Origin of the sequence: Chitinophaga pinensis DSM 2588 (assembly GCF_000024005.1) — a bacterium.
Lineage (GTDB): Bacteria > Bacteroidota > Bacteroidia > Chitinophagales > Chitinophagaceae > Chitinophaga > Chitinophaga pinensis.
In genome coordinates this window covers 5,767,620-5,787,679 of record NC_013132.1, presented here as the reverse complement: position 1 = coordinate 5,787,679, position 20,060 = coordinate 5,767,620, and the positions used below count along the sequence as shown (strand labels likewise).

At 45.0% G+C, this 20,060-nt stretch carries 17 protein-coding genes; 9 read left to right on the top strand and 8 right to left on the bottom strand.

The genetic code is table 11. The features are described 5' to 3' along the window. The first annotated feature begins 21 nt into the window (after window positions 1-21). Window positions 22-1,803 carry a RagB/SusD family nutrient uptake outer membrane protein gene (locus CPIN_RS22995; RefSeq protein ID WP_012792245.1) on the top strand — a complete coding sequence of 594 codons (1,782 nt, stop codon included), beginning with the start codon at window positions 22-24 and terminating at the stop codon, window positions 1,801-1,803. Window positions 1,804-1,934: 131 nt separating this feature from the next. Here the strand turns inward: CPIN_RS22995 and CPIN_RS22990 are convergent, their stop codons facing one another. From CPIN_RS22990 to CPIN_RS22975, 4 genes are all read right to left on the bottom strand, one after another. Then, the gene (locus CPIN_RS22990; RefSeq protein WP_012792244.1) at window positions 1,935-3,215 is read right to left on the bottom strand and encodes an MFS transporter; all 1,281 of its coding nucleotides are present in this window, start codon (window positions 3,213-3,215) and stop codon (window positions 1,935-1,937) included. Between the two features lie 379 nt (window positions 3,216-3,594). After that, window positions 3,595-3,984, bottom strand: a complete 390-nt coding sequence (locus CPIN_RS22985; protein ID WP_012792243.1) for a hypothetical protein — start codon at window positions 3,982-3,984, stop codon at window positions 3,595-3,597. 150 nt (window positions 3,985-4,134) lie between these two features. After that, window positions 4,135-4,563 carry a VOC family protein gene (locus CPIN_RS22980; protein ID WP_012792242.1) on the bottom strand — a complete coding sequence of 143 codons (429 nt, stop codon included), beginning with the start codon at window positions 4,561-4,563 and terminating at the stop codon, window positions 4,135-4,137. A gap of 9 nt (window positions 4,564-4,572) precedes the next feature. Beyond that, entirely contained in the window at window positions 4,573-5,124 is a 552-nt protein-coding gene (locus tag CPIN_RS22975) for a dihydrofolate reductase family protein (RefSeq protein ID WP_012792241.1), read from the bottom strand. 616 nt (window positions 5,125-5,740) lie between these two features. Here CPIN_RS22975 and CPIN_RS22970 point away from each other — a divergent pair. Both CPIN_RS22970 and CPIN_RS22965 read left to right on the top strand, forming a co-directional pair. Then, window positions 5,741-6,043, top strand: coding sequence for a DUF805 domain-containing protein (locus CPIN_RS22970; RefSeq protein ID WP_012792240.1), 303 nt, complete (start codon window positions 5,741-5,743; stop codon window positions 6,041-6,043). 135 nt (window positions 6,044-6,178) lie between these two features. Then, complete coding sequence (locus tag CPIN_RS22965; RefSeq protein WP_012792239.1) at window positions 6,179-6,559, top strand: ester cyclase; 381 nt, start codon at window positions 6,179-6,181, stop codon at window positions 6,557-6,559. Window positions 6,560-6,771: 212 nt separating this feature from the next. Here the strand turns inward: CPIN_RS22965 and CPIN_RS22960 are convergent, their stop codons facing one another. Next, entirely contained in the window at window positions 6,772-7,356 is a 585-nt protein-coding gene (locus tag CPIN_RS22960; RefSeq protein WP_012792238.1) for a Crp/Fnr family transcriptional regulator, read from the bottom strand. A gap of 122 nt (window positions 7,357-7,478) precedes the next feature. On the opposite strand from CPIN_RS22960, the gene CPIN_RS22955 reads away from it, so the two are divergent. Further along, complete coding sequence (locus CPIN_RS22955) at window positions 7,479-8,297, top strand: alpha/beta hydrolase (protein WP_012792237.1); 819 nt, start codon at window positions 7,479-7,481, stop codon at window positions 8,295-8,297. 67 nt (window positions 8,298-8,364) lie between these two features. Here the strand turns inward: CPIN_RS22955 and CPIN_RS22950 are convergent, their stop codons facing one another. Next, on the bottom strand, window positions 8,365-10,191 hold the full coding sequence (locus CPIN_RS22950; protein ID WP_012792236.1) for a T9SS type A sorting domain-containing protein: 1,827 nt from the start codon (window positions 10,189-10,191) through the stop codon (window positions 8,365-8,367). 451 nt (window positions 10,192-10,642) lie between these two features. Between CPIN_RS22950 and CPIN_RS22945 the strand changes: the two genes are divergently transcribed. Together CPIN_RS22945 and CPIN_RS22940 are read left to right on the top strand one after the other, a co-directional pair. Next, entirely contained in the window at window positions 10,643-11,734 is a 1,092-nt protein-coding gene (locus tag CPIN_RS22945; RefSeq protein WP_012792235.1) for an ankyrin repeat domain-containing protein, read from the top strand. A gap of 182 nt (window positions 11,735-11,916) precedes the next feature. Further along, entirely contained in the window at window positions 11,917-13,626 is a 1,710-nt protein-coding gene (locus tag CPIN_RS22940; protein ID WP_012792234.1) for a leucine-rich repeat domain-containing protein, read from the top strand. A gap of 131 nt (window positions 13,627-13,757) precedes the next feature. On the opposite strand, the gene CPIN_RS22935 is transcribed toward CPIN_RS22940, so the two are convergent. Next, window positions 13,758-15,674 carry a helix-turn-helix transcriptional regulator gene (locus CPIN_RS22935; protein WP_012792233.1) on the bottom strand — a complete coding sequence of 639 codons (1,917 nt, stop codon included), beginning with the start codon at window positions 15,672-15,674 and terminating at the stop codon, window positions 13,758-13,760. A 156-nt stretch (window positions 15,675-15,830) separates the two neighbouring features. On the opposite strand from CPIN_RS22935, the gene CPIN_RS39040 reads away from it, so the two are divergent. Beyond that, window positions 15,831-16,001, top strand: coding sequence for a hypothetical protein (locus CPIN_RS39040; protein WP_187294681.1), 171 nt, complete (start codon window positions 15,831-15,833; stop codon window positions 15,999-16,001). Between the two features lie 167 nt (window positions 16,002-16,168). Here the strand turns inward: CPIN_RS39040 and pdxR are convergent, their stop codons facing one another. Then, window positions 16,169-17,638 carry a biotin biosynthesis transcriptional regulator BioL gene (gene pdxR, locus CPIN_RS22930; protein ID WP_012792232.1) on the bottom strand — a complete coding sequence of 490 codons (1,470 nt, stop codon included), beginning with the start codon at window positions 17,636-17,638 and terminating at the stop codon, window positions 16,169-16,171. Window positions 17,639-17,733: 95 nt separating this feature from the next. Here pdxR and bioB point away from each other — a divergent pair, with 95 nt between their 5' ends. Further along, the gene (gene bioB, locus CPIN_RS22925; protein WP_012792231.1) at window positions 17,734-18,732 is read left to right on the top strand and encodes a biotin synthase BioB; all 999 of its coding nucleotides are present in this window, start codon (window positions 17,734-17,736) and stop codon (window positions 18,730-18,732) included. 276 nt (window positions 18,733-19,008) lie between these two features. Further along, complete coding sequence (locus CPIN_RS22920) at window positions 19,009-19,926, top strand: PNPOx family protein (protein ID WP_012792230.1); 918 nt, start codon at window positions 19,009-19,011, stop codon at window positions 19,924-19,926. The last annotated feature ends 134 nt before the right edge of the window (window positions 19,927-20,060 follow it).

Sequence of the window (20,060 nt, the reverse complement as noted above, 5' to 3'; positions counted from 1 at the left end):
CACGCTTAAACAGGACCTATTATGAAACGTATTATATACATCATGCTGCTCGCCGGATACGTACCTTTTTTTTCCTGCACAAAGGATTTTCTGGACAATACGGACAAGACACAATTAACGGATGAAATGCAATGGTCGACAGAAGGAGACGCCGATATCTTCCTCAATGATATTTATGGCAGTTTGCCAAATTACTGGAATCAACCAGAGAACCTGGATAATTTCACCGACGACAATGATGCCGGGTTCTATTACACCTCTTACAACTGGAAACAGGGAATCGTATCTCCTGCCGGCACAGATTATACGGTATGGGGGGGCATTACCGGATCAGGCGATCTTACCAATTGGCCCGCCACTTTCACCGCCGTCAGAAAATGCAACACCTTTATGGCGAAGGTCCAGGCATATGCCGCCAACTTTTCGGATGCCTGGAGAGAAAGACGTCTGGACGAGGTCCGCTTCCTTCGGGCTTTCTTCTATAGTGAACTCTGGATGCACCTCGGTGGACTTCCCATTATTACTAATGTACCCGACCGTAACACCGGTGACAGCAGCCAGCTGTATTATCCAAGGAGCACGTTTGCCCAAACGGTCGACTTTATTACCAACGACCTCGATACGGTCATTTTAAATGCACATTTGGCTGTTAAGTATAACAGGGGTGATGCTGACGCAGGTAGGGCGACGTTAGGGGCTGCATTGGCTTTAAAAGGCTGGATACAGTTATACGCTGCCAGTCCTGCCTTTAATGCAGCACAACCAGCTGCGGGCGCAGATCCTCATCATGTGGCCGGCTACGGGCAATTTGACGGAAACAGATGGGCCGCCGCCGCAGCCACCTTCAGACAATTCCTGGATCAATTTGGCAACGGTCACCCTTATGGATTGTTTTCCGACTTGTCAGCTCTATGGTATGAAGCGAATGAGTACAATAGCGAAATGATCTGGGACCGCCAGGTAGTAGCTGTCACTATGGGATCTTCCTTTGAACAATATGGCGGACCGGTATGGATCAATGGCGCCTATTATACCTGGGGCAATTATAATCCTACGCAGGAACTGATAGATCAGTTTCAGATGGCAAATGGCAAAAGTATACAGGATCCTGCATCTGGCTATAACCCCCAGCGCCCTTATATTGGCAGGGAACCAAGGTTCTATCAGTGGATCGTCTATGACGGTGCGCCTTACAAAATGGATTGGATGGACAAGCAGGATACTATTTACACACGTATAGATAAAGTGCGGCCCTCCAAAAATCAGATAGATTTCGGTACGGATGATGTCAGTAATACAGGATATTACTTCAAGAAACGATTGAATCCACTCGTGAGACCTGGCGGAGGAACCATCAGTGGTGCAAATTTCATTTATTACCGCTATGCAGAAGTCCTGCTTGGATACGCCGAAGCTCAGAATGAAGCTGTAGGTCCGGATGCCTCCGTATATAGTGCAATGAACCAGTTACGTGCCCGTGCAGGACTTCCGGATTTGCCAGCAGCACTCAACCAGGATGGTATGCGTACTGCTATCCACCAGGAGCGGCGCGTGGAGTTGTGCTTTGAAAACAAACGGTTTTATGATCTCATACGTTGGAAAACAGCGGAACAATTGCTGATCCATGACAGACATGGTATGAAGATTTCCAACAGTATTCCCGCGAATAACAGCGGCGTATGGCAATATGAAGTTGTACCATTAAACCATCCGCATGTGTTCCTGCAAAAAATGTATCTGAATCCTATTCCGCAGGATGTCATAGACCGCAATTCACGGATCGTTCAGAATCCAGGGTATTGACATACGGCAGAACCAGAGAATGTGTGTAAAAGAATTTTTGACATGCCCCTGAACGTATCAGAATAATAAGTATACAAAAGCCCGGCTTCAGTTCGAAGCCGGGCTTTTGTATATATCAGCTATCAGCTATTTTAAATAGTTTGCGCGCCGGTCAGTTGTCTTGACCTTCTGGATCTCATGTAAACTACCAGGAAAGTAAATGCGACAATCAGGATAATTGGCAGCACTAAAGTAATCTTTAATACTTCAGGGCCTGCAAGGTTTTTCGCCTCGTTTAACATGGCGGCTTCGGGGGTACCTTCCGTTGCAGCCGCATAGGTGGCCAGGGTGCTACCTGCCGGAAGATGTTTAACAATCAAACCATCATAAAATCCTCCCATAAACATCGTATATATGGATACGGCGAACATCCCGGCCCCGCCCAGCAGGTTAAGCCCCAGTGCTCCTGATTGTGGAATGTTTTCGGCAACAAAACCGATCATGGTTGGCCAGAAGTAACATACGCCAATACCGAAGATCAGGGCGGCGAGGAATACCGAGCTGCCTGTAAATGTACTCAGCATATAAAGACCTGCCGCAGCGAAGATGGCAGAAAACAATAGTACACCCTGTGGTTCCAGCTTCTTAACGATTGGCTTGGCGAAGGCTCTCCCCACAACCATAATACCAGTCGTTAGCGTCAGCAGTAAAAGTGCATTGTCTGTGACGTTTTTCAGCAGCAGACCTATCCACTGACCAGTGAAAAGCTCGGTGATGGCAGTCATCAACATGCAGACGAACATAAAGATAAAAAGCGGTGTAAATACTGCCGAGTACATGTCACCGCTGGAATAACCGGATGAAACTCTTTCCGTAGGCGGAAAATCCAGCCTCGAAAACAGATATCCATAGATCAGGGTAGGTATCAGCATCGTAGCCACCTGCAATTGCCAGCCCAGGTGCAGATTAACAAACAAAGTAACCACCAGCGTACCGATCACGATACCACCCGGAAACCAAAGGTGAAAGTAGTTCAACCTGGTTGTCTTTTCCTTCGGATAAAGAGTAGCCACCAGCGGATTACAGGCTGCCTCTACTGTGCCATTGGCAATACCGATCAGTAACGTTGAGAAAAACAGCGTCCAGTAACCCTGCGCAAAAATAGTAAGTGCTATGCCGGCCAGGTGAAAAACAAAAGCGAGCACGAGCAGGCGTTTCATCCCTATGACGTCGACTATAAAACCTCCGACGACCATAGCCAGCGGAAACCCCCAAAAGGCGGTAGCCGTAATAGTACCCAGCTGAGTCGCATTTAACTTAAAATCGACCCCTAACTGGTTCATCATTCCTGCGCGGATACCAAAGGAAAGTGAGGTCACTAATAATGCCAGGCAACTTGCCCAGAATAACTTATTGCTTTGAATGTTTTGCATATACGTGGTGTTTAGGACAGTAATATCGGTTAGGTATCGAGTTCTTTAACATATAGGATTTGTCGCTGCATCAAGACTCAATCTCCGGACAAGAGAAGCGGCACAGGTTTAAATTACAAAAAACAAATCATATTATATACTAAATCAGTCCAAATTTGGACCTCCGGATAAAGGCAGCCGACGAGATACCAGGTTTTGATACACCCCGCATAGTAAAACCGACATTTTACGGACTTTTTTGGTAATTACCGGGCAAAGGCAACGGCGGACAGAAAGGACCGTGGCAAATCAGGTTAATGGTAGGACGGAATAATTTAAGTCCAGATGGGTATCATCATGCTCATTCATGAGCAGGCGGTATGTGCAATTACAGCAAAGGTTAACTTTTATAATTATCGATACCGATTTGCATGGCCTTCTTTCTGCATTCCTCTGACGCTTCCTGGTTATACCAGTTTATATCTAAATGATCAATAGTAAATCCCCTGGGTAAATCTTCCTCCTGATAAGTGATTGGATTTCTTCCAACACAAATGGCATTACCAAAGAATGGGAATGCTGCCATCAGCCCCGAATGAAACCCTGGAATACCTGCCTGAGCAAAGGCAAGTGGATCAAAAAAAATGGTAAGCAGTTGATTAGGATGTATCGTGTCAATTGCCTCCGTATTAAGAAGTTGTTTTATATGCCGATGAAATATCGCTGCTTCTGCTGGCAGGACGATTTCTTCCATCTTTTGATGATAAGCGTCGATTAAAATTGCGCGCATGGAGGTGTTTATAGTTTACCACAATGAAGGTAGTTAATTTTGAGCAGGTAGGGATTTGTGCCGTCATCCCCAGATATCGGGAACTTCTTCAACTGGGCTAAGCAAGATTGCTCTCACGATGTTCGGGGATGACGGTCTCCTGTCTGTCTGCTAAAAATTCGGGTCAAATTCCACAATCCATTCAATGCCGTATTTATCCCTGAACATTCCCGCATAGGTACCCCAGGGCGTATCACCAATGCCGCCTTCAACTTCACCGCCTGCTGATAATCCGTTAAATGCTTTGTCGGCTTCTTCACGGCTTTCGGCACTTACAACTATTTTAGACCTGTTTTCCTTTTCGTTTACCTTACCCATAAACTCCGGCACATCATTGGCGATTAACACGTTTTGCCTGCCTATCGGTAAAGCGATGTACATGATCTTATCCGCTTCATTTTCGGGAACCTTAAATTCGTCACTTGCCAGGTCCTTAAAGCGGACGATCTTGCTGAATTCGCCGCCAAAAATTGATTTGTAAAAAGTAAATGCCTCTTCGGCGTTGCCGTTGAAGTTGATCCATGGATTGATTGCTCTCATAATAATATTTTATTGCTTTAGATAATGATGCGCCACACAGCCGTTTTGGAAAGTTTTGGTCTCTGTCAATTTAAGTTGCACTAGTTCATGCAGACTTCCGGCAGGAAACAAGTGTCTTCCCTGGCCTGCAATGACCGGGTGGATAACCAGATAAAACTCGTCAATAAGTCCCGCTTTCACCAATTCAGGTAACATACTTACGGTATCAATAGCTATTTTCTTACCTGATTGTTGTTTTAATTTTAGCAGTTCTTCTGCGGGATTGCTACGAACAATGCGCGTTTTGGCGTCCTCGCTATCCAAAGTTGTAGATGCCACGACGCGATCAATTGCAGATAACCGCTCTGCAAACCTGTTCTCTGCTGCTGAACCAGATTTGTCCCTTGCCACATCTGACCAATAAGGAAACATCATCTGATACATGACACGTCCAAAAAATAGCAGATCTACGTCGTCCATCATGGCTGTGAAATAGTCCATCAACTCTTCGCTGGGATTACCGATGGTGTGGTCACAATAGCCGTCCAGGCTAATGTTCATGCCAAATTTTACTGTCCTCATGAAACCAAAGGTAAGTGAGGATAAACTATTTCATAGGGGGGATTCGCGACAAATACGGGGGCTTTTAAGCCAGAAAAACTGCGCCGCAGATAGTATCGTCAAAACAACTTACGACGTTGTATATTAGCCCTGGGCATCCTATACCCGATATACTAAGCATTGAGCTGTTTGACCGGTGATGATTTCGTTACGACAAACATTCCCTTAATATCAGTAAAGAATACATCACGTCTGATGCCTCTCTTTACTATACAACCGTCTTCTTCGCCCATACCATAGTGAGGTGTCCGGTCAATAATGAGCTGATGGCGTTTTTTTCCATTGTATCATAGCTGTGCAATCTCATCCTTGGCCTGGGCGTTACAGATTGATATTGAAAATGAGAAGAGGAGGAAAGCAAGAACGGATTTAACAAAGCAGGCATGTTGGGACCTTTCAGCGAAGGTAATGTTTTTAGTACTCCTGGCGACAGGCCATATTTATTAAAATTTTACGTGAAAACGATGTTTTATAGCATAGGTAGTATTACTTAATTGTCTCTATTGCAAGGTATCGCTTAAACATTTCCGTTTCCCCGCCGTTAGAGTGATTTTATAACCCCTAAAAACCGCTATTTATGTTTGTAGATCCTTTTTCTTTTAATTGGAGGATTACGAGACTGGAATACTTCATGTCCTTCGTTATTTATCTGCTGGCATTGGGCCTGATTGGTACGCTGGCTAATCTTTATTTTCAATGGCTGCTGATTCTTTTTATCCCGGTCATATGGTTTTTGCTGGCGCAGGGCGCCAAACGGTGTCATGACCTGGACAGAAATATGTTATGGCAGCTTATTCCATTTTATATTCTTTGGATGATATTCGCATCCGGTACTTCCGGGGCGAATAAATATGGTGTGAGTCCGGAGGATTCAGAATAAGGATAAACCACCCGTTAGTCAGGATGAATATGGGATTTATGCTAAGCCCGGTAGAAAGTCGTTTCCAACCGCATCTTTAAACTGGTGTTATAATTGCTGCTACAAGCCGTTATCTATTAGTCTTAACTTTTTCCCATGGACAATTTAACAGAAATATATCTGAATTACTTAGGCTGCTTAAATGACAAAGATTGGCGGCAATTAGCGGATTTTGTCAGTGCTGATGTAATTCACAATGGCAGACGGCTTGGTATAGATGGTTATCGCGAAATGCTTATTGGTAATTATAGAGACATTCCTGACTTACGTTTCGAACCGGAATTATTGGTTGTTCAGGATACCTATGTTGCGTGCAGGTTGTCTTTTAGATGTACGCCCACGGGCGAATTCCTGGGTCTTCCGGTAAACGGTAAGAAAATTCGATTTGCGGAAAATGTGTTTTATGAGTTTCAGGAGGGGAAAATTACGGAAGTATGGTCTGTAGTAGACAAAGCGGCTATCGAAAAGCAGCTTTAAATCACTGATGAATGTGACTTATAAGCTGTTCAACGCCGCAAATACCCATTCCATCCGGCAGGCAGATGATGTTCAAAACTTTTGTCCGCAAATATGCTCAATTCAAGGAAGCTAATAGGCTCCGGTGTAACTACCTCATTGCCGGAATGTAAGTGCTTGGTTTGATCGCTCTTGAAAATCGGTGCATACAGCATGTGGGAGCAGCCTGCTATCTATTTTGAACGTAGCACTTTTGCATGTATAGTATTAAAAAACTGAGGTGTCAGCCCCAGAAAGCTGGCGATATGCTTTTGCGGAATACGGTTGGCAAGCGCCGGGAAGCGTTCCCGGAAGTATACATAACGTTCCTCAGCACTCATATATAGCATCTGAAGGTTCTTGAGATGCTGACTAACCATTGATTGCTCATAAGAAAGCCGGAAGAAACGTTCCATTGCAGGAACCTGCGTCATGAATTTTTCCAATGACTGATGATTGATTTTCACAAGCACTGAATCTTCAAGCGCAATAATATTACAATAGGACGGCGCCATCTGTGTACGGCTATATAAGTCGGATATCCACCAATCTTCTATGGCGAAATAGAGGTTGTGTTCCAGTCCTTTTTTATCTATAAAATATTGCCTCAGACAACCTTTGTTAACGAAATATTCATCTGTACAAACATCCCCCTCCCTCAGCAGCAATTCCTTCCTTTTGATTGTCTCAATGGTCAGTAAATCACAGAAAGCTTCTTCCTGCGCGGGTGTCAGGAGGACGTAACGTCTGATATTCCGTAGGATATTGTCGTACTGCATATGTGAAATGATTAAAGTGCTGATTCCCAAAAGTTACCTCCTGGCCGCTGGAAAAAATTAAGATATCTTATTTTTTTCCAGTGCCGGACTCCTGATTTTTGCGTCATTAAATCTTGATGCCAATGAACAAATTTAAGGAAGAACGGGAAGGTTTTGAAGCTATTGGGAACAGTTATGCTGTTGCGCAAGGCATCAACAGGAGAGATGTAAATATTGAAGGGGTTCCTTGTGCCTGGTTCTCGCCGGATGACGCTTCTGAAGATGATATTATATTTTACATCCATGGTGGCGCTTTTATCTATGGTTCGCTGAGGTCACATGCACCCCTGGTCAGTCATATTGCCCGGGCCATGAATAAACGGGTACTGGCGATTGACTACCGCCTGGCTCCTGAATATCCATTTCCTGCCGGTATTGAAGATTGTGTAGCGGTAATAACCACACTTGCTGCTGGTAATCCTAACCTTACTTTTGGTATCATAGGAGATAGTGCAGGGGGCAATATCAGTATGTCCGTACAACTTTTCCTGCGGGAAGCTGGCGGACCAGCCGCAAGATACACGATCGTTATTTCCCCCTGGGTGGATCTTACCTGCTCCAATGCCAGCTATGAACACAAGGAAAAACTGGATACAATATTATCACAGGCTTATCTGAGGCAATGTGCCGCTATGTATGCTGCTGGTGGTGATTTGTCAAACCCTTACCTGTCGCCTGTAAATGGGGAATTTCATGGGCTGGCGCCGGTATTGATATTATGTGGTACTTATGAGATCCTGGAAGATGACGCTGTCAACTTGTATAAACGCTTACTTGAATGTCAGGTGAGGGCGGAAATAATGTTGTTTGAAGGTCAATTACACGTCTGGCCGTTCACAGAGATCAGCAGTGAAGCCTCGCAGCGGGCATTGAGGGAAATGGCGGTTTTTAGCTGCATTTAGATTTTGTAGTATAAAAGCGGGCCTGCGATTATATCGTAGGCCCGCTTTTATTTTAATCAGGAGCACCTTATTGTTTCAAGACTTTAAAGGTTTCGTTTTTACTACGGTCGCCCACCTGTATGAAGTACATGCCGGAGGGCAGGCCATCGAGTGACAATGTTTGTCTGCTGTTGTCCTTTATTTCCACTGTTTTCAGCAAGCGCATATCAGCACCGAATACTTTCACCTGCACTCTGGTGATGATAGGTTTACCATATTCGATGAACACATAATTGCTGGCTGGGTTAGGATAGACGTTGACGGTTTCATGCTTGGTTGCCGGCTCCAGTTTGTCGGGTGTTATGGCTGGTGCGGCTACCCGTTGCTCTATTACGCCGCTATTGAGTGCATCGTATGGATTCACAAAGAACTGACCACAGAGCAGTTTGGGATATACTTTCTGGAACAGGGTATATTTCTCTGCATACGGTTTGAAAGAGAGTGCGATCGGCGATACCGAGAGCTGTTTAGGACTTAAATTGATAATACTCACCGGTGGCTGATGCAACTTGATACACTGCTGGTTGGTGGTGCTGAGATCACGGATAAGCACGTTGGTAAACGTACTGGTATTGCTCGTGCTGTTGATAATGTAGTTGGCATTGGCCAGTATCGCGAATTTGTCCTTGCCGGCAGCCTTTATTTCCAGGCCATACCTTTCGGTGTAGTTGGCGGTCTGCGGGAAGGTACTAAACTCTACAAGGCCCAGAGAACCGGGTACATAACGCAGTTGCAGGAAAAATACCTCTTTACTCACGGCAGTGTAATAGCTGGTGGTAAAGCCCGTGAGATAGAGCAGGTAGTTTTCGTTGCCCAGGTTGCGGATGACGAGGTCATTGGATTCTTCTATCCCGGCATCGCCAACATGGAAAGAACCGGTGATAGCGCCTGTTTCTCTTACATCCAGGATCAATACCTGTCTGTTAACCGCGCCGGTGGCAGCTGTCACATCGGTGAAGCCGGAGATAAAGAACGCATCATTACCGAGGACGTTGGTACGTTTCACAATCTTGGTACCCGCAGATTCAGTTGTAGCGCCAAGATAAGCGAAGCCAGTCACCGGAATACCGCTGGACTGGAGACGGAGAAACAGTACCTGGCGTGGTCCGCTAAAGCCGCTGGTACACAGCTCAACGTAGCCTGTCAGGATAATGTTGTTGTCGGTGGCCTCTGTCAGGGCCAGCGCGTTGGCGTTACAGGTAGAGTTGGTGGAGTACTGGTAGTTCCACACAATCGCGCCTGCGCTGGTGAGGCGTGTTGTGAGTATGTTGATCTGCTGGCCAGCCGGAGTCGGACTGTACCTGCCTGCAATGATCACATCGCCGTTAACGGCTTCGATAAGATCATTGTACTCAATGAGCGCGTTGGCATTGGCTGTGCTAACGGCAGAGAAGTGCAACTTTTGTACCCAGACTGGGTTCAACAGCTGGTCCAGGCGCAGAAGTACCGGCGTAGAATACACAGGGATGCCATTGATCAGGTTAGGGGACTGGATCACATAGCCTAAGAGATAGTAGCCCTTGCCGCTTTTCATGCGGAAGATTTTCTTTGGCAACAGTGACGGTAGCAGTTTGCCGGGTTGTGGTACGATGTGCTCGGAGATGAAGTTACCGCTGGCATCAAACTGGTCAAGCGATAAAGAACTTCTTGTGGAATCCTGGTACACGTTGGCGCTCCATAACAGAAAGGCTTGTGGAGCAGAAGCGACAAATTGCGTGTCTACAACAAAACTTGTTGCCTTGTAGTGGAATTTTAATGCGACTGTATTGTAATACTGTTGATCCGCATTTTGTGCCTGGGTCGTGCTCAAACAAATAAGGCAGGCGATAATAGACAGGTAGAAGTGTTTCTTCATTTAGGGAATTTTAAAAGGGTTAAAGGTGTGACAGACTCCCTGCAAAGGTAAACAGACAGGGCTGTAACGAACATGCAGTGACTAGTAGATAGTAATTTCCGGGCGTATATAGGTCAGAGGTGGGGCTCGTTAAATAGTAACCCAAATGCATATATAAGTGGCCTTTCTCTTCCTTAACGAATCTGTTCTCCTATCCGTAAAGGAGATCTCCACTACCCCGATGTTTTATTATTATAAATAAAGCGTATTTGTATACTTTTGTTATTTATATTTTTGAACTCGTGTAGATGATTTGTAGTAGTGCCGTAGTGACTAGACTCGCAGCGGAATTATATTTTTGACAGCGGTTAAAAGATAACACTTCAGCGCCTCCCTCCCAGACCAAACACGAGGACTGCACGAATACCACCGGGGAGGACAACTACTTATAATAATAAACAAGAAAACCTATATGACCGAGCAGGAGATGATAGAAAAACAATGGGAATTGGCCAGATTGATTCAACGCATGGAGGTAATATTCATTGGACATCAATTCAATAAGTACGAGCAAAATGAAGAAATCCGCCTCAATAAGTCGAATAAAGTACACGAAGAGAACCTGCAGTTACTGGCTGCTATAAAAATGCTGATAGAAGAGGGGGTAGATCTTAATTTTAAGAACAAATCAGTGATGGAAAGAGCTGTTGCCACGGATAGCATTGAACTCATTCAAATGTTTTTGTCGGCGGGCTTGCCCATTAATGAAGTAAATGGAAAAGGACTGCTATATCATGCAGCAGAAAAGGGCGCTGCGCAGATAGTCCGCTTCCTGATTGAAGAAAAGGGCGTGAATCCCAGGAGAAGATCTCAACGTGATTTTTCAGTGTTGGCTGCAGCCCGGTCATCACGTTATAGCAGGGAAGTGCTTCCATATCTTATGGACGTAATGGGAAAAACAAAATCAGAAAGGATGCCTGTCCCTAAGAAACTGCATGAGCTTACGGAGGAAAATATGCTGAAATACTTACCGCAGGTATCCATTTCGGCAAACCAACAACAAAAACTGCACAACATTATCGAGAGCCTGTTTATAGAGGAGTATTCCGTAAAACTGGCCAATTTCTATGAAATCATAGCCGTACAGGATCCAGAACTGGTTTTTGCCTGTATCTCGCTGATTACAAATGCGATTACAAAGGCGCCTGCCCAGAAGACAGTGAAGAGCATCGCTGCAGAGCACTATGTGCATCATGGCAACCTGGAAGTTACAGGGAGTCTGAAAATCCGTTCGCTGATGGTAACAGGCAATTGTACCGTGAAGGGACATGCTTCCAATGTACAAGGTTGTCAGTTATTTGTAGGGGGCGACTTCGAATGTGCAAGCATGTATACCGAGGGACCGGTGATCATCGGAGGGAATTTAAAAGCTGCAAAGGTAGAAACATATTATAATGACTATGCCCTGGAGGTGAAACAAACCCTGCAGACTGACACATTGATCATCGATCATCACCAGGTAATAGCCGGTCAGTTCGACGTAAAGGAACGGATCGAAAAATAAGTTTAAACTCAGGAAGTAAACGATCTATTATCGCCATAACCACAAAATGAACCCTTACTGTATACCCTTGCCGATCGCTACGATGATGTGATGATCAGGCAATGGCTAAAGAAAGAATGAAATCCCTACCTTTGACCACCTGAATATACCCTGATAAACATAAACTATAAATAAAGCGCACTATGCCGGTCCTTCTTACAAAAGAGGCAATTCATCAGCAGTTTGATATGAAACTTTATGATCCCATTAGCAGGCTGGATCATAACAGGATCATTTACTTTGACGGAGATACCACCATTAATGGTAATCTTAGTTCAGACTGGGCAACAACCATACTGGAAACATTAAATGAAGACACTGATCTGGGTAATGTGCTGATCATGGTCAACGGTAATCTGACCGTAAAGGGAAATATTAATATCGGCGACTATCATCCACTTTTACTGGTATTAGGCGATGTACATTGCGATGTGCTGAAGAGTGGTGACGATACGATCCACATTGCCGGTGATGCACATATCAGATATGCCTTCTTTGGGAATTATAATGATGGCAGTATCAGAATTGAAGGAACAACCTATGTTCCATACGTACTGAACTCCGATCATGATTCCAGCATAAACCCGCGGGGCGCTATTCTTATCAATACCTACAGCGATCACAATGATTTCTTTGAGTATGATTATACGCAGGAGGTATTGCCACAGGTAATGGTACCTGCTACATTTAACGAACATAATGAGTTCGACGAGTGGCAGTTTATTGCGCTTGTTAAAGCTGGTCAGTCGCCTTTTGTGGAAGGGGCAAAACCGACAAGATTAGTGCATCAGGAGGAACTGGAAAAGCTGATTGCAGGCAATATTGATGAAATAGTGGAGTTGGATTTATCAGAGAAGAAAATGAAGGTGTTTCCTACAGCTATCACAAAGCTAAGGCACCTTAAAAAACTGATCCTCTCAAAGAACAATATCAGCGAAATACCCGCCGCCATTGGTGAATTGCAGCAGCTGGAAGAGCTATATATGTACAATAGTGGCATTAAAACTATTCACGAAGCCATTGGTCAATTAAAGCAACTGCGGGTGTTGGATCTGGGGGGCAATTACGACCTGGATGCATACCCCGATGCTATTGGTGCATTGAGCAATTTGCAGGTCCTGAAGAACGATTATATGGCAATACCATTGCCCGATAGTCTGGCCAGCTTGGAAAAGCTGGAAGAACTGAGCATGTATGGGTGTTATAACCATGTGAATGCGCCGGCTCCGTTCCCGGAAGTGATAACCAGACTGAAAAACCTCAAACGATTTGATTTCCGGGAGAATAATATCCAGGAGCTGCCGTCAGGTCTGCTGAATGTTCAGACCTTAGAGGAGTTTCAATGGACGGGTAGTCGCACGCATTCGCCCAATTTTCCCAATTTCACCGGGTTTAAACAGCTTAAAAAACTGGTGATCAGTAAGAAGTTCCTTGGCTGGAAAGCCGAAGTCTTTGACATCACTACATTAGAACACCTGGCAATTGATAGAAACAAGGAAGAGAAAGAATTCATTACCCAGGATACCCTCGACCTGATGAACGAAATGGCAGCTGATGAAAACGAAGATTTTCGCGAGCACCTGGAATGGATTAAACAGGTCAAACAACCGGAATCCGGCGGACGTTTCTCCTATATCCTTCATGAAGGGATGAAGCCGGAAGACCTGCAGGATATTCATAAACTACAGCGGTTGAAATACCTTGATCTCTCTTTTAATGGTCTGGCCTGGCTACCTGAAACATTCTTTGAACTGCAACACCTGGAACACCTTAACCTGAAGTATAATAATTTTCCGGATGAGGTGAAAGAAAGAATCAATACCACATTTTCCGGTACTACAATAAACTGGTAGCATCTAATACATCTACTTACAAAGTTGCGACGATCCCCGCCCGCATGTTGCCTTTCTATACTAAGTAGCCCATTGTACAGAAGCGTCTCATAGAATTTTTATTTACAGGCGGAAACTGTTTACAATATTGATTAACTGAGTGTTCTGATGAAGCCATCAAGATCGTCATCCTTACCTAAACCCAGTTTTAATTTAATGCGATAACGGGCCATTAGAATGCTTTTAGGAGCAACGCCAAAACGCTGGGCGATTTCTTTATTCGTCAGACCAAGGGAGATATAGATGCAATGTTTAAGATCCAATCGCGATAACGTATCGCCGGATTTTTCTTTAAGCTGTTGGAAGAACTCGGGACGGATGGTGTCGAAATCAGCTTTATTGGTGGCGAAGGTTTCATCCGATTTTTTGTTCTGATCGATAATGTTATTGATCTTGTTGACAACAAAACTCTTATCCGTGCTTTCTTCGATCTTTTTTTGAATGGTTTGCAGTAATTCATCCTTCTGCTCTATCTGCAAATTGACTGCCAGCAGGTCTTTTTGTAGTCTGTCCTCACGTTCCTGCAACAGCTTTTGCTCGGCCAGTAAACGCCGTGTTTCTTCCTCTTTCACCCTTGCTGTCAGCGCGGCTTCCTGTTTTTCCAGTTCGAGTTGCTTTACCTCCTGTTGTTTGAGGCGGGCCAGCAGGTCGGCATCTTCCTTCTCCTGTTGCAACAGCTGCTTTTGCTGTTTGCTGGCTTTTAGCTGGAAGTGATACGACCTGAAAATATATACCCCGGCCACTACCATCAGCAGTCCGATAAAGCCATAGAGGTATTTCATTTTACGGTTCATAGCGTTTTGCTGACTCAGCGTTTTTATAGCCTGTTCTTTTTTCTCAGACTGATACTTTTCTTCCAGGTTTTTGGTCGCCTTTAATTTCTCGGCATCAAAAAAGCCGTCATATACTTTGTGATAGTCTTTGTAGTATTGAAGGGCTTTCTGATAATTCCCTGTTTTTTCATAAAGGCTGATAAGTCCTTCCAGCAACTGTAACCTGTTCCTGGTATGGTCGATACCGTCTATGAGCAGGGAAGATAAGCCCTGTAATAATAAAGACTCTGCTTTTGCATAATGCCCGTTTTCGATTTCAATATCGCTCATAATACCATAACAGGTGCCCAATACGGCTGCCTGTTTGGTCTCATGCGCCGTTTTTATAGCAAAGTTGAGGTAGGGAAGAACAGAATCTTTATATGATCCGATCTTGTATTGCATATACAAACCGGCGACATTCAGGGCAATTACCCCTACGCTGCTTTTAAAAACCACTTTGTCAGGCGCTGATTTGTAAACGTCGATGCCTCTGTGATAGTAATAGAAAGTAGAATCGAGCAGATGCCTGTCCGTACCATTATTCTGGAAACTGTAATGATAATAGGTACCCATCGCCTGATTAGCAGAAATGAGGTTGTCGGGATCTCCGCATTTTTCGGCCGCAGCTAGGCACAGGCGGGCATATTTTTCCTGCTGGGGCTTGTCTCGCCATTCCGCATAGGCGCCGCCAATGATATAATATAAGCTGGCTTCATAGGTATATCCATCGGTGCCTTCCAGGTTTTTCAGACCTTCCAGGGCAAAATCTACCGTTTCTTTGTAATTCCCCTGTAAGTTTTGCGACCATGCTTTGCGGTACCAGGCAATACCCAGCGCCAGTTTATCATGTGACTGACGGGCATAGAACAGGGCGCTGTCCGCCGATATACAAGCTTTAGGTATATCTCTGTGATGATAATAATCCAGCAACACCATAATTGACCAGATATAGGCGGTCGTGGCTGGCTTGTTCAATTGCCTGCAGAGCTGCATGGCTTCTTTTTCAAGGCGTAGCGCCCCGTCAATATCTGTTACACATTTAGCCCTTGCCAGGAATCCCATGGTGGTGATGCGATTTTCCAGGGATATGTCTTTACGTGCCAGCACTTTATTAAGGGAATCAACAAGTCCTTCGGCGTGTACAAACTGGGTGATACATATCAATAACGCTACTAGTCTGATTTTCTGATACATAGGTATGGTTAATAATGCCGCAAGTTACATGATGTAGTTGGTTTGTTCCAATAATAGCTGAGGGATGTAGATGTTTTGTAGTAGTCGGATTGTAGTTATATACATTTAAATAATCCAAATTTGAAGGGAAACCATGCTTAAACCCACCCATTGACAATGAGGAAGTCACTGCCATGTGCGATCTTCGAAATAGAGCAAAAAAGATTACCTGCTAAAGCACTATATTACCTATACGACAAAGGAGCTGATCCAAGGGAGTACTTTGAATCGGCAGATGATGATCTTTGTCCTTTGTTTGATTACGCCTGTAATAAAAACTGCCTGTAGCGATATGGCAGAAATGGCAAAGCGCATAGGGATAAACTGGATATCAGAAGATAGTTGAATATCTATACTCAGACTATACTTACTCTCCGTTAATGCTCCCTTTTTATCGTAGCGCTAACGTTGAGTAAGTATAGTCTGACCCTTTTACGATCAAATTACAGCGACATTTATAACTCGCTTATCGACTGCCTCAGAATATCCACCGTTTTATTCATTTCTTCCTGATCCAGATGCCCGAAACCAATCCGCAAAGCAGTTACGTCTTTATTCTGATAAAGCAGTGTTCTCGGAATAAAGAGATTATTTTTCTCACACAGTTTTTTTAGCCGCATCAGGTTAACCGGTTGCCGGAAAGAGAGCCAGAAGGCGAGTCCACCCGTGGGCTTCTGAAAGGAGAGCCATTCGCCGAGGTGTTTTTCCAGCAATTCAGACATATAATCCCTGCGTTCTTTGTAGATCTTCAGGGATCGTTTCATATGCCGCTGAATAGCGCCTTCTTCAATCATTTCTCCTAAAGCCTGCTCGATCATCACATCTCCCTGACGGTCTATGATACCCAGGTATTTACGCATTTCTACCATCAGATTTTCCGGCGCTACGACAAATCCGGTACGGAAGCCCGGTGCAAGAGACTTCCCAAACGAACTTACATAGATCACCATACCTGCGGTATCTACTGTTGCCAGTGGGAGTAGTGGTTGTTTGTCATAGTGAAAGTCATAATCATGATCATCTTCCACAATGACAAATCCAAATTTCTTTGACAGTTGTAACAAGGCCATACGTCTCCGGGCGCTTAAACTAACCGTAGTAGGATAGTGATGCTGTGGGGTAACATATACCAGTCTGATAAGATGTTTATTGCATAATTCTTCCAGGGCGTCAGTATTCAGTCCTTCATCATCAGTAGGTATAGTTAATACCCGGTTGCTGGATTTCTGGAAGATCATATTGGCGGCAAAATAACTGGGCGCACCGACTACCACATAATCTCCCTGTCGCAGAATGATTTCGGAAATGATGAACAGGCTCATTTCAATACTCCGCGTGATCAGCAGGTTATTGATAGATATTTTGAATCCACGGGAAAGCCGGAGATACTGAGATAACTGCTCCTTAAAATACCTGCTGCCTTCCTGGTTATAATAACTCATTTTCTTCTGGTTGCTTTTGCGCTTCATATTGGCGCTATACAAACGGGAGAGGTCATCGATCTGCGTGAGCCGGATGTCAGGTACGCCATCGTTAAATACATAGTCACAGGGGGCATAGTCAAACGGATTATCCAGAAGCGGGGTTGTTATAAAGGAAAAGCCGGTCGTTGCCGGATAACCATGACTTTCTGTCGTTCGCCCCTTTATTTTGGGCAAACGCGGCATCACTACTGCTCCCCGGTTGGGTTTAACGTCTATCCAGCCCTGGGCATACAATTCCTCGTATACCGAGGTGATCGTATTCCGATGTACCTGTAAAAGCTCGCTTAAAGTCCTGGCGCCGGGCAGTTTGGTACCAGGTAAGAGGGTCCCGGACTGTATCGCCTGCGTCAGATGATTCGCTATTTGTATATAAATAGGAATGTGAGAAGCACGTTCTATCTGGATAAAGCTTTTAAATGGTATCTCAACCGGACTATTCATAATATTAAAACTGGCACCTATGAACCTACCGGCAAGATATTACTTTTGGATGGAAACGGGATAATAGGGGCTCTATCACCCAAAATAAATGTAAAATGAGTAAAACAACCGCATTACGCCACGACTGGACAAAAGAGGAGCTGCTGGCTATATATAATAAGCCACTGCTGACGCTGATATACGAAGCTGCATCCGTACACAGGGAGTGGCACAAAGCCGATGAGGTGCAGATATCGACGTTATTATCGGTAAAAACCGGCGGTTGTCCTGAGGATTGTTCGTATTGTGGTCAGGCTGCCCGGTATCAGACCGGCATCAAAGTACAGGCCTTGTTGCCTACTGAAACAGTGCTTGCGCACGCACGCAAAGCCAAAGAAAATGGCGCTTCCCGCTTCTGTATGGCAGCTGCCTGGAGAGAAGTGCGCGATAACAGTGATTTTGATCGCATTATTGACATGGTAAAAGGTGTCAATGACATGGATCTGGAGGTATGCTGTACCCTGGGCATGTTGACAGAAAGCCAGGCAGAACGTTTAAAAGACGCTGGTTTATATGCTTATAATCACAACCTGGATACTTCCGAGGCTTATTATAATGAGATTATCTCTACCCGAAAATTCGATAACCGTATTAAAACGATCGATAACGTTCGCAAAGCAGGTATCACGGTTTGTTCCGGCGGTATCATCGGCCTGGGTGAGTCGCATGAAGACCGTATCTCTATGCTGCTGACACTGTCCGGTATGGAAAAACACCCGGAATCAGTGCCTATTAATGCCCTGGCAAGGGTGAAGGGTACGCCGCTTGAAAACAACCCTAAAGTAGATATCTGGGACATGGTACGTATGATCGCTACAGCGCGTATCGCCATGCCAGCTTCCATGGTACGCCTGAGTGCAGGCCGTATCGAGATGACTGAAGTAGAGCAGGCCTGGTGTTTCATGGCAGGCGCTAACTCCATCTTTACGGGTGAACGGGAAACCCTGTTAGTGACCCCTAATCCGGGTGTATCTGACGACTTACAGATGTTACAGAACCTGGGCTTAAAGCCACTGGTAAAAGAACCAGCTGTTGCAGAAGCAGTAAAAGCATAAGATTGAAAATCCCATACCAGTAAAAGACACAACACACCTAACCAGACATGCCTTTGGGCATTGTAAGATCAAAGACAGGGGTGCTGCCGAAAGGTGGCTCCCTTTTTCATTTTAGCCCTCCCGGCAAATTCCTCCATTAAATAATACGATTTCTCCATTCTCCAATCCCTGATACCGGGGCATCTTTGCAGAATCAGGCAGACAGCCGTCGTCGTCTTTTCCGGGCCGAGACAGGTGCCGAAAAAGCCGCTGCACAGATACCTTAATACTTCGCATATGACAGACGTATTTCATCAGGGGGAAAGAACCGTCCAGACCTGGGCGGGTGAAACTGCAATAGCAGAAGGCAACAGCCGCATGATTGCACATTCGATCGCAAAAGGAGCCATCAGTTTTGTCGAGAAACAGCCAATGGCTATTGTTGGTAGCAGCAATGGGGAACAGGAACTCTGGGCATCCCTGCTGATCGGCAGTGTCGGATTCGTAAAAGTACCCGATCCAGACACGATTATTTTTGATACACAACGCTTAATCAGCAATCCGGCCGATATCTTCTATTCAAATATCACACATAACAGCCAGATAGGCGGTCTTTTCATCGAACTGGATTCCCGTAAACGCCTGCGGGTAAACGGAACCTGCAGGGTCGAAAATTCGAAAATTGAATGCACCGTACACCAGGCTTTTCCTAATTGTCCGAGATATATACAGCGCAGGGTAATGGAGCTGCCGGAATATTTTGAAAGAACACCCTCCAGGTCAACTGAAGGAACTGTCTTGACAGCATCGTTTATTAACTGGATACAAGGCGCAGATACCTTGTTTGTAGCCAGCGCCGGTCCGGACGGACACCTTGATGCATCTCACCGGGGAGGCAATCCCGGTTTCGTGGAAATAACAGCAGACGGAGCGCTGAAGATACCAGACTATCCCGGTAACAGTCTGTTCAGCACGTTTGGCAATCTTCTTCAGCATCCCAGGGCAGGATTGTTATTTATTGATTTTGAGAACCGGCAGACTTTACAGCTGACAGGCACCACCAGCCTGCTTTTTGACCAGACAGCAGCAAGCGATCTTTTAAAAACAAAAGGGACAGGCCGTTACTGGTTCTTCCATCCCACACGCTGGATACATACGGTTGACCATCATCGCGTGGGATGGAACTTTTTAGAATACTCACGGTTCAATCCTTGAAGACCTCCGGGGATTACTGTTAATCAGGTGTTTTTTGCCTACTTTGGGAAGGCATACGCAGGGAGTGAAAGCACTCATTGTGAATACCGCCCTGAAAAAAACCGATCGGATCAAGCCTGGTGAAATCCAATCAG

Excerpts from the sequence above, each read along its gene's own strand:
- CPIN_RS22995 (WP_012792245.1), top strand. The coding sequence starts at position 22 with ATGAAACGTATTATATACATCATGCTGCTCGCCGGATACGTACCTTTT.
- CPIN_RS22990 (WP_012792244.1), bottom strand. The coding sequence starts at position 3,215 with ATGCAAAACATTCAAAGCAATAAGTTATTCTGGGCAAGTTGCCTGGCA.
- CPIN_RS22985 (WP_012792243.1), bottom strand. The coding sequence starts at position 3,984 with ATGCGCGCAATTTTAATCGACGCTTATCATCAAAAGATGGAAGAAATC.
- CPIN_RS22980 (WP_012792242.1), bottom strand. The coding sequence starts at position 4,563 with ATGAGAGCAATCAATCCATGGATCAACTTCAACGGCAACGCCGAAGAG.
- CPIN_RS22975 (WP_012792241.1), bottom strand. The coding sequence starts at position 5,124 with ATGAGGACAGTAAAATTTGGCATGAACATTAGCCTGGACGGCTATTGT.
- CPIN_RS22970 (WP_012792240.1), top strand. The coding sequence starts at position 5,741 with ATGTTTGTAGATCCTTTTTCTTTTAATTGGAGGATTACGAGACTGGAA.
- CPIN_RS22965 (WP_012792239.1), top strand. The coding sequence starts at position 6,179 with ATGGACAATTTAACAGAAATATATCTGAATTACTTAGGCTGCTTAAAT.
- CPIN_RS22960 (WP_012792238.1), bottom strand. The coding sequence starts at position 7,356 with ATGCAGTACGACAATATCCTACGGAATATCAGACGTTACGTCCTCCTG.
- CPIN_RS22955 (WP_012792237.1), top strand. The coding sequence starts at position 7,479 with ATGAACAAATTTAAGGAAGAACGGGAAGGTTTTGAAGCTATTGGGAAC.
- CPIN_RS22950 (WP_012792236.1), bottom strand. The coding sequence starts at position 10,191 with ATGAAGAAACACTTCTACCTGTCTATTATCGCCTGCCTTATTTGTTTG.
- CPIN_RS22945 (WP_012792235.1), top strand. The coding sequence starts at position 10,643 with ATGACCGAGCAGGAGATGATAGAAAAACAATGGGAATTGGCCAGATTG.
- CPIN_RS22940 (WP_012792234.1), top strand. The coding sequence starts at position 11,917 with ATGCCGGTCCTTCTTACAAAAGAGGCAATTCATCAGCAGTTTGATATG.
- CPIN_RS22935 (WP_012792233.1), bottom strand. The coding sequence starts at position 15,674 with ATGTATCAGAAAATCAGACTAGTAGCGTTATTGATATGTATCACCCAG.
- CPIN_RS39040 (WP_187294681.1), top strand. The coding sequence starts at position 15,831 with ATGAGGAAGTCACTGCCATGTGCGATCTTCGAAATAGAGCAAAAAAGA.
- pdxR (WP_012792232.1), bottom strand. The coding sequence starts at position 17,638 with ATGAATAGTCCGGTTGAGATACCATTTAAAAGCTTTATCCAGATAGAA.
- bioB (WP_012792231.1), top strand. The coding sequence starts at position 17,734 with ATGAGTAAAACAACCGCATTACGCCACGACTGGACAAAAGAGGAGCTG.
- CPIN_RS22920 (WP_012792230.1), top strand. The coding sequence starts at position 19,009 with ATGACAGACGTATTTCATCAGGGGGAAAGAACCGTCCAGACCTGGGCG.